This window comes from Longimicrobium sp. (assembly GCF_048594345.1).
Taxonomy (GTDB): domain Bacteria; phylum Gemmatimonadota; class Gemmatimonadetes; order Longimicrobiales; family Longimicrobiaceae; genus Longimicrobium.
Genome location: NZ_JBMDXM010000233.1, coordinates 1 through 7,931, shown reverse-complemented (window position 1 = coordinate 7,931; position 7,931 = coordinate 1). Strand labels below are relative to the sequence as shown.

The following is a 7,931-nucleotide window of genomic DNA, read 5'->3' as shown; positions in this document are numbered from 1 at the left end:
GGGGGGGGGGGGGGGGGGGGGGGGGGGGGGGGGGGGGGGGGGGGGGGGGGGGGGGGGGGGGGGGGGGGGGGGGGGGGGGGGGGGGGGGGGGGGGGGGGGGGGGGGGGGGGGGGGGGGGGGGGGGGGGTGCGGGGGGGGGGGGGGGGGGGGGGGGGGGGGGGGCCGGGGGGGGGGGGGGGGGGGGGGGGGGGGGGGGGGCGGGGGGGGGGGGGGGGTTTTTTGTGGGGGGGGCGCCGGGGGGGGGGGCCGGGGCCCCCCCCGTCCTGTCCGATTTCAGCACGCTTTTTCCTGCAAGCAATGGCGTATCGGGATACGTACGGGGGCTTTGGCGGGTTTTCCATCACCCCCTGGGTAAAGCGCCTCCTCATCGTCAACACGGCCCTGTACGTGGCCGTGCTGCTGGGGCGGTTCTTTGTTCCCGGGAACGTGGTCCGCGACTGGTTCGCGTTTCAGCCGGCCGACTTCCTTACCCGGCCGTGGACGCTGGTGACGTACGCGTTCTTTCACGGCGGCGTGATGCACCTGCTGGGGAACATGCTGATGCTGTTCTTCTTCGGGCCGCCGCTGGAGGAGCGCTGGGGGTCGCGGTCGTTTCTGCGCGTGTACCTGATCGCCGCGGCGGGCGGGGCGCTGTTCTCGGTGCTGTTCGCGTTCCTGGACCCCGCGTCGTGGATCGTGGGCGCGTCGGGGGCCACGCTGGGGCTGATGCTGGCGTTCGCCATGATCTGGCCCGACATGGAGATCCACATTTGGGGGATCTTTCCGGTCAAGGCCAAGTGGCTGGTGGGGGTGCTGATCTTCATCAATCTGGCGACGGCGATCGAGGGCTCGGGCGGGCAGGTGGCGGTGCTGGCGCACCTGGGCGGCATGGCGGCCACCTTTCTGTACCTCAAGAGCCCGTGGGCGCCGCACGCGTGGGGCGAGGTGCCGCGCTCCGCGCGCAAGCCGACGGGCAAGCGGGGCGGGATGGCGCTGGTGCCGTGGAGCGGCAAAAAGCAGGCGGCCGCCGCCGCGCAGACGGCCACGGTCACCCAGGCGCGCCCCGCGGCGGCTCGCAAGGGCAAGTCGTCGGAGCGCGAGCTGCTGGACGACGTGGACCGCATCCTGGACAAGATCAGCGCGCAGGGGCTTAGCTCGCTCACCGAAGAAGAGCGCAAGCGCCTGGACGAGGTCAGCCGCCGCTACCGCACCAACTGAAGCCCGGGGCAGAGAAGCCGCTTCCCGCCCGCCGCTCTACAACCGAGGCCCGCTTTCCACACGAGTGGAAGCGGGCCTCGTTGTATGTGGAAATGTGGAAAGTTATTTATCCACATGATGTTGGCTTCCGCAAGGAATCCGCGGCTGTGCAGATCCACGGAATCAAGTCGGACTGCAGGAAACAGAGGTCAGGGTACAGAGGAACGGAGAACAGCCAGAGGAACAGAGGAGGAGTGTGGATCATCTCTGTCCCCCTGGCTGTTCTCCGTCTCGGGGGCGCCAGCGACCCGTGGACAATGCCTCAGCAGCAGGCAGAACGCATGGGGTAGGGAGCCCGGATGAGCACAGGAAACCGGCACTCTGCAGGTCCCAGGCTCCCGTTTGCTTGTGTTAACACGCGTTACCGTGATGGTGCGGAAGCCTCAGGCATGCGGATGCCTTCGATCAGGTGAGTTAACGCGCGTTCACGTAGCCACTCCACCCGGGTGATCCCGGCCTGGTGCAGGGAGGCCAGCCCGTGCAGCAGCGACCACAGGGTGAGCGCGGCTCCGTCGGGGTCTCCTTCCGCGATCACGCCGGCGTCCATGGCGTCGCGCACGCGGTCGCGCAGAAAGCGGCTTACGGCGCCACGCTGCCGGTGCACGGCCGATTCCTCCCCGTCGCCCGGCCCGGGTTCAAAGAGGGCGCGGTATGCCTGCGGCTGCGCGAGGGCAAAGTCAAGGTAGGCCAGGGCCGTGGCCCGCAGGCGCTCCAGCGGGGAAGGGGCTTCCAGGGCGCGGAAAAGGTGGCTTCCCAGCAGCCTCGATCCCTCGCCCACCACCTCCTTGAGCAGGGCATCCTTGTCCGCGAAGTGGCGGTACAGCGCCGTGGCCGTAACCCCTACGCGCTCCGCCGAGGCACGCATGGTCACGGCCTCGGGCCCGCGCTCGAAGTAGAGTGCCCGGGCGGCCGCGATGATTCGCGTCTTGATGTCGTCGCTCATGGTTTACATATGTAAACGGCATGCTTTCGCATGTCAACGCGATGATCCTGATTGACGGTATGTGAGCGTGTCCGTGTTAACGAGCGTTAATGGAGCGGCCGGCAGGCAGCGACAGGGTTTGATCAGACTTCCATCAGGGTTGCTACACGGTTATGTTTCAGTCCTGATCCTGTTCCCCTCGTGGGGTCCTTCCTCCCCGGCATTCCCCCATGACCAGCAAATTCCTGAGGCGCTGCGCTCGCGGCGCCGTCCCCGTTGCTCTGGTGCTGGCCGCCGCCTGCACGGACAGCCCGCTCGCGCCCGGCGTAAAGCCCGAGCCCGTTCCGCTGGCGTCCATCGAGTGCCGCGTGAACGTTCCGGCGCGCACCACCACGTGCTCGTACCCCGAGGCCGTGCTGGCCGGCTCCGCCATCCGCACCACGCGGCTGATGGGCGGACAGGACAAGTTCGTCAGGCTGGAGAACTACGGAAACACGGTCGAAAACGACGTGCTGTCGATGTTCGTGACCGTGCAGAACCTGCTGGCGGAGCCGCTGGGCACCCCGGACGGGATGCAGGTGACCGGCGTAACCGTGTTCTTTGCCGAAGATCCCAGCAACGGCGTGACGGTGGCCAACGCCACCGGCGACACCATGCAGACCGGGCCCGCGCAGCCGTACTTTCTGTACAACCAGATCCTGACCACCTACCAGGTTTCGGATCCCCTGCTGTGGCAGTTCAACCTGAACGGCGCGACCAGCTTTGTCTTCAAGGTGTACGTCCTGGCGTCGCAGCAGGATGAGAGCGGCAACGGCCTGGAGGCGCTGTGGTCGGGTACCTCCACCGTCAATGGCACCGACTGGTTCATAGGAGGTCCCGACGGCAACTGGACCCGCCGTCCCGTGCCGGACGCCACCGACGCGGTGCAGATCCCCGCGAGCGCGCCCAACATGCCGGTGCTTACCGACAACGCAGTCGCGTTGCACCTGCGGGTGAACGGGGGCGCCACGCTGGGCCTGGGCGGTTACAACCTGGCCGTGGGAGGCAACGTGGACGGTGCCGGCACCATCAGCAACGGCTCCATCACCATGAGCGGCTCCAACGCGCTGCTCATGGGCAACGTCCCGACGCTGTTCGTCAGCGGGAGCACGGCACTGCAGGGCGCCACGCGGGCCACGGGCCCGGTGTCCGTCACCGGCAGCCTGACGGTCGCCGACTCGGCGCTCTCCATCTCCGTTCCTTGAGGCAGTGCCAGGAGAACTTGCGATGAAGAACATCAAGCTCCTGTCGCTGGCCGCCGCCGTCGGCCTGGTGGCCCTGGCCGCGCCGGCCCACGCCCAGGTACCCGACTCCGTCTTTGCCGTAAGCAGCGGGGGGGTGGGACTGTTCCGCGTGAACGTGGACGCAGGTACGCTGTGGGGCGGCACCTTTGATGGCGACGGCGACGGAAGCGGCGTTCCCGCCGAGGGGGCGGGGACGCGGATGCTGTGGTATCCGCGCAAGGCCGCGTTCCGGGCGGGAGGGATCAGCGGCACGCAGTGGGATGCGGCCAACATCGGCAGCTACTCGGTCGCCATCGGCCGTGACGTGCGCGCCAGTGGCGACTACGGCGTCGCCTTTGGCCTGCGCACCACGGCCGCGCAGTCCAGCTCGTTTGCCGTGGGCGAGGACAACGTGGCCTCGGGGTATGCGTCGGTGGCGCTGGGGTACCACGCCCACACCAACGCGCGGCGGGGATCGTTCGTGTTTGGCGACAACATCTCCGGCGGGACCGGCGACTCCATCCGGGCCGAGCTGGTTGGCCAGGCGGTGTGGCGGGTGAGCTGCGGAATGCGGATCTACACCAACCAGGCGCTTACCACCGGCGTGTCGTTTGGCGGGCCGGCGGTGAACCCGACGGTCTGCGGCTCCAGCTACTACCATGGCCAGCCCAACGCCATGATCTCCACCAGCACGGGCGCGTACCTGCACACCAACGGCACCTGGACCAACGCCTCGGACGTGAACCGAAAGCACCGGTTTGCGGAGATCTCGGGCGAGGACGTGCTGGCGCGGCTGCGGTCGCTGCCCATCACCAGCTGGACCTACCGGACCGAAAACGACGACGTCCGCCACATCGGCCCCATGGCGCAGGACTTTCGCGCCACGTTCGGCCTGGGTGACGACGACAAGGTGATCAGCACGGTGGACGCGGACGGCGTGGCGCTGGCCGCCGCGCAGGCGCTCGCCACGCGCACGGACAACCTGCGCGGCGAGGTGACGGAGCTGCGTGGCGAAAACGCGGAGCTGCGCGGCCGCGTGCAGACGCTCGAGGAGCAGAACGCGGCCCTCGAGGCCCGGCTGCGCCGGGTGGAAGCGCTTCTGGAGGCCCAGGAGCAGCCGCGGCGCTGAACGGATTTCGCCCCCGAGGGGGCGGCGCTTCCGCCGGCACGGACCGGCGGGCCACGGACGGCACGCGCAGTCCGGCTTGTCTTCCCTCCACTCCGAATTCCCAACCAGGGTTTCGACCATGAAGAGGACAATGCTTCGCCATACGCTGATGGTTGCCGCGGGCGTGCTTGCGTTCGCCGCACCCGCGTTGGCCCAGACGCCCGACTCGGCGTTTGCCGTGAGCAGCGGCGGAATGGGGCTGTATCGCGTGAACGTGGACGGCGGCGCCCTGTGGGGCGGCGTGTACGACGGCGATGGCGATGGGAGCAACATTCCCGTGGAGGGGGCCGGAACGCGGATGATGTGGTACCCCGGCAAGGGTGCCTTTCGCGCCGGCGGGATCAACGGCACGCAGTGGGACGCGGCCCTCATCGGCGACTACTCGGTGGCCATGGGGCAGGACGTTCGCGCAAGCGCCAGCCATGCGACGGCGTTTGGCCTGCGCACCGCGGCGTTGCAGCAGTCTGCCTTTGCCGCGGGCGAAGACAACACGGCCTCAGGGGCCGCGTCGGTGGCGCTGGGCTACCACGCGCACACCAACGCCCGGCAGGGCGCGTTCGTCTTCAGCGACCGCTCGTCGGTCGACACGCTGCGCGCCGGCGTGAACCACTCGGCCAACTGGCGGGTGAGCGGCGGCTTCCGGATCTTCACCAGCAGCAACCAGAGCACCGGGGTCACCTTCCAGTCCGGCGCCTCGGTGAGCAACTGGGGGCATGCCAACGCCGTGATCAGCACCAGTACCGGAGCCATCCTGACCACCGGCGGCGTGTGGCAGAACTCGTCGGACGTGAACCGCAAGCACCGGTTTGCGCAGGTATCGGGCGAGGACGTGCTGGCCCGGCTGCGCGCGCTTCCCATCACCAGCTGGACGTACAAGGTGGAGAGCGACGAGGTTCGACACCTGGGCCCCACCGCACAGGACTTCCGCGCGGCGTTCGGCCTGGGGACCGACGAGCTGAGCATTGGCACGGTGGACGCGGACGGGGTGGCGCTGGTGGCCGCGCAGGCGCTGGAGCGCCGCACCACGGAGCAGGACGCGCGCATCGAAGCGCTGGAGGCGCGGAATGCCGCGCTGCAGCAGGAGAACGCCGAGATGCGCGCGCGGCTGGAGCGCATCGAGGCCATGCTGGCGGGCGGGCAGCAGCCGTAGCCAGGCGGAAGGGTGCGGGGGAAGTTCATCCTCGCCGCCCTTCCATGTACACGGGCCGGGGTCCGGACGCCGTTTCCGGACCCCGGCTTGCAACGGGGCAGCAGGGGCCACGTCCCTGGTGTCGTGGTTCCACGTCGGCGCCGGCGGGCGAGTTGCCGACACATCCATCCGAGAACGAGTACGAGAGCATGAAGCGTATCTCCCTTGCGGCGCTGGTGGCGGTTGCAGGCGTGGGCACGGCGGCTTCGGCGGCCGCGCAGACCACGGACAGCCTGCTGCACGTTTCGGCAGCCTCCGAACTGCGGTTTCGCGTGAACAACGACGGCAGCATGGCGGTCGTGGGCACCTGGACCGGCGACGAGAACGTCGTGGGGGCGGGCGGCGTGCCGGTGAGCGGTGCCGGCTCGCGGGTGATGTGGTACGGCGGCAAGGCCGCGTTCCGCGCGGGCAACGTAAGCGCCTTCGGTTCCGACTACTGGGACCTGGCGCGCCTGGGCTTCGGCTCGGCGGCGTTCGGGCAGAACACGCGCGCCAGCGGCGACTACTCGTTCGCGGCGGGCCTGGCGACGACGGCCAGCGGTGATCAAGCGGTGGCCCTTGGCAACAACGGCACGGCCAGCGGGGACCGTTCCTTCGGCTTCAACGGCACGGCTTCGGGCGTGGGCGCGATGGCGCTCGGCAGCGGCGCGCAGGCCACGAACGACGACGCGCTGGCCATGGGGCCCAGCTCCATCGCCGGCGGGCTGGCTTCCATCGTTCTGGGGCCCAGCATCGCCAACGGAAACTTTGGCGTGGCGATCGGGCTGCAGAACAGCGCCAGCGGCCAGTTCTCCGTGGCCATCGGCAAGAACGCGCGCACGGCCAACCGGCAGGGGAGCGTGGTGCTGGGTGACGGATGCGCCGGCTTCTCGTCGGACTCGGTGTTTCCCACGGCCAACAACCAGTTCGTCGCCCGCGGCTGCGGCGGCGTCAAGTTTTTCACCAACCAGAACCTGAGCTCCGGGGTGGAGCTGTCGGCGGGCGGGAGCGGGTGGAGCGCGGTGTCGGACCGCAACCGCAAGGAGAACTTCCTGGCGCTGGAGGGCGAGGACGTGCTGGCCCGGCTGCGCAACGTGCCGGTGAGCAGCTGGAACTACCGTTCCCAGGACCGCTCCATCCGCCACATGGGCCCCATGGCGCAGGACTTTTACGCCGCGTTCGGGCTGGGCGAGAACGAGCTGATGATCAACTCGGTGGACATCGACGGCGTGAACATGGCCGCCATCCAGGCGCTCACCGCCCGCACCGACGCCCTGCAGGCGGAGAACGCCACGCTGCGCCAGGAGAACGCGGAGATGCGCGCGCGGCTGGAGCGCATTGAGGCGCTGCTGGGGGGGCAGGGGACGCCCGCGCAGCCGTAGCCGCCCGCCTTCTCCGCACGACCAAGCCGCCGCCCCGGGACACCGGGCGGCGGCTTTCTCGTGCGGCATCGCATCATCATCATACCGGATGCGACATTGGTGTGTGCACTCCGGAACAGAGTTCACGCGGAGGCGCGGAGGAACAGATGAGCCGCGGAGGGGCTTCGGTGCATCCTCCGCGGCTCTCCGTCTTCCTCCGCGTCTCCGCGTCTCCGCGTGAGATTTTTCATTCAGTGCACACCGAATCCTCAGGCCATCTCCCGGATTTCGATGTGCAGTGAGGGGAACGATTTTCACGCGGAGGCGCGGAGAAAACGCAAGAGGCGCAGGGGGAACGCCCAAAACGCCTCCGCGCCTCATCAGTTCCTCCGCAGCTCCGCGTGATGCTTGTCCGTCGTTCCTCTGATTGCACAACGAACTGGGAGAAATACGGAATCCGGGAAAACCCCTGTCAGTCTGAGGGAGCGCCCTCGTCGGGCTCTCGGGAACGCCACGAAGCCAGTGGCGCGACCGAAGAATCTCCCTCCCCTCGAGCGGAACCCCTTTCCGGGCAACGCCCGGGAACCCGGTCGTGACGGAAAGAACCGCGCGTTTCAGCATGGAGATTCTTCGGTCGGCGCCATGCTCCTGCGCGAACGGAGAGCGCTGCGCGGCGCCTCCCCAGACTGTGTCAGAACTCGCGTGGATCGTGTAAGTTGTCAGCGAGCACAGGCCAGTCTCGGGGAGCGCGCGTGGCATACAAAGCGGGTGTAGACCGGAAGCAGCAGATGCTGTTTCCGGAAACGGTGGACGA

At 68.9% G+C, this 7,931-nt stretch carries 6 protein-coding genes; 5 read left to right on the top strand and 1 reads right to left on the bottom strand.

The features are described from left to right. Window positions 1-297: 297 nt before the first annotated feature. Window positions 298-1,197, top strand: a complete 900-nt coding sequence (locus tag ACOJUJ_RS24240; RefSeq protein WP_420129502.1) for a rhomboid family intramembrane serine protease — start codon at window positions 298-300, stop codon at window positions 1,195-1,197. A gap of 400 nt (window positions 1,198-1,597) precedes the next feature. On the opposite strand, the gene ACOJUJ_RS24235 is transcribed toward ACOJUJ_RS24240, so the two are convergent. Further along, window positions 1,598-2,179 carry a TetR/AcrR family transcriptional regulator gene (locus ACOJUJ_RS24235; RefSeq protein WP_420129501.1) on the bottom strand — a complete coding sequence of 194 codons (582 nt, stop codon included), beginning with the start codon at window positions 2,177-2,179 and terminating at the stop codon, window positions 1,598-1,600. 209 nt (window positions 2,180-2,388) lie between these two features. Between ACOJUJ_RS24235 and ACOJUJ_RS24230 the strand changes: the two genes are divergently transcribed. The 4 genes from ACOJUJ_RS24230 (at window position 2,389) to ACOJUJ_RS24215 (ending at window position 7,138) form a co-directional block, all read left to right on the top strand. Then, window positions 2,389-3,402, top strand: a complete 1,014-nt coding sequence (locus ACOJUJ_RS24230) for a hypothetical protein (protein WP_420129500.1) — start codon at window positions 2,389-2,391, stop codon at window positions 3,400-3,402. A 22-nt stretch (window positions 3,403-3,424) separates the two neighbouring features. After that, complete coding sequence (locus tag ACOJUJ_RS24225) at window positions 3,425-4,549, top strand: tail fiber domain-containing protein (RefSeq protein WP_420129499.1); 1,125 nt, start codon at window positions 3,425-3,427, stop codon at window positions 4,547-4,549. 118 nt (window positions 4,550-4,667) lie between these two features. Continuing rightward, on the top strand, window positions 4,668-5,738 hold the full coding sequence (locus ACOJUJ_RS24220) for a tail fiber domain-containing protein (RefSeq protein WP_420129498.1): 1,071 nt from the start codon (window positions 4,668-4,670) through the stop codon (window positions 5,736-5,738). A gap of 188 nt (window positions 5,739-5,926) precedes the next feature. Further along, on the top strand, window positions 5,927-7,138 hold the full coding sequence (locus ACOJUJ_RS24215; RefSeq protein ID WP_420129497.1) for a tail fiber domain-containing protein: 1,212 nt from the start codon (window positions 5,927-5,929) through the stop codon (window positions 7,136-7,138). Window positions 7,139-7,931 lie beyond the last annotated feature (793 nt).

Coding starts and splice junctions, on each gene's coding strand:
- ACOJUJ_RS24225 (WP_420129499.1), top strand. CDS start 3,425: ATGAAGAACATCAAGCTCCTGTCGCTGGCCGCCGCCGTCGGCCTGGTG.
- ACOJUJ_RS24235 (WP_420129501.1), bottom strand. CDS start 2,179: ATGAGCGACGACATCAAGACGCGAATCATCGCGGCCGCCCGGGCACTC.
- ACOJUJ_RS24230 (WP_420129500.1), top strand. CDS start 2,389: ATGACCAGCAAATTCCTGAGGCGCTGCGCTCGCGGCGCCGTCCCCGTT.
- ACOJUJ_RS24215 (WP_420129497.1), top strand. CDS start 5,927: ATGAAGCGTATCTCCCTTGCGGCGCTGGTGGCGGTTGCAGGCGTGGGC.
- ACOJUJ_RS24220 (WP_420129498.1), top strand. CDS start 4,668: ATGAAGAGGACAATGCTTCGCCATACGCTGATGGTTGCCGCGGGCGTG.
- ACOJUJ_RS24240 (WP_420129502.1), top strand. CDS start 298: ATGGCGTATCGGGATACGTACGGGGGCTTTGGCGGGTTTTCCATCACC.